Source organism: Plantactinospora sp. B5E13 (assembly GCF_039871775.1).
Lineage (GTDB): Bacteria > Actinomycetota > Actinomycetes > Mycobacteriales > Micromonosporaceae > Plantactinospora.
Window position 1 is genome coordinate 1 of sequence record NZ_JBDPLT010000118.1, and the last position, 864, is coordinate 864.

The 864-nt window shown below is 67.0% G+C and carries 1 protein-coding gene; it reads right to left on the reverse strand.

The features are described from left to right. Nucleotide 1: 1 nt before the first annotated feature. The coding region (locus ABGB05_RS36935) for a sulfate adenylyltransferase (protein ID WP_347658679.1) at nt 2-864 on the reverse strand (863 nt) is incomplete at its 5' end.

Sequence of the window (864 nt, forward strand, 5' to 3'; positions counted from 1 at the left end):
CTCAGCCGGCCTCGACGATCATGCCGGCGCCGACCGTGCGGTTCGTGGTCTCGTCGATGATGATGAAACCGCCGGTGGTGCGGTTGCGTCGGTACTCGTCGGCGAGCAGTGGCACGGTGGTCCGTAGTCGGACCCGGCCGATCTCGTTGAGTCGGAGTTCGTCCGCGGTCTCGTCGCGGTGCAGGCTGTTGACGTCGAGTCGGTAGTACAGGTTCCGGATGACGGCCCGGGCGGCCCGGGTGGTGTGCTTGATCGCGTACCTGCCGCCGACCCGCAACGGGTTGGTCTCGTCCATCCAGCAGACCATCGCCTCGATGTCCTGCGCCACCGCCGGGGCGTTGTTCGGCCGACAGATCAGGTCACCCCGAGAAATGTCGATCTCGTCTTCCAGCCGCACCGTCACCGACATCGGCGGGAACGCCTGATCGACCGGCCCGTCCGCGGTCTCGATCACGGCGATCCGGCTGGTGAACCCGGACGGCAGCACCATCACCTCGTCACCGGGCTTCAACACCCCGGAGGCGACCTGCCCGGCATAGCCCCGGTAGTCGGTGACCGTGGTCGACTGCGGCCGGATCACATACTGCACCGGAAACCGTACGTCGACCAGGTTACGGTCCGAGGCGATGTGCACATGCTCCAGGTGGTGCAGCAGCGACGGACCCTCGTACCAGGGGGTGTTCGCCGACCGGGTGGCGATGTTGTCGCCGTGCAGGGCCGAGATCGGGACGACCGACAGGTCCGGCGCCTCCAACTTGGCCGCGAACGCGGTGAACTCGTCGGCGATCCGCTCGAACACCTCCTGCGACCAGTCGACCAGGTCCATCTTGTTGACGCAGAGCACCAGGTGCGGCACCCGCAGCA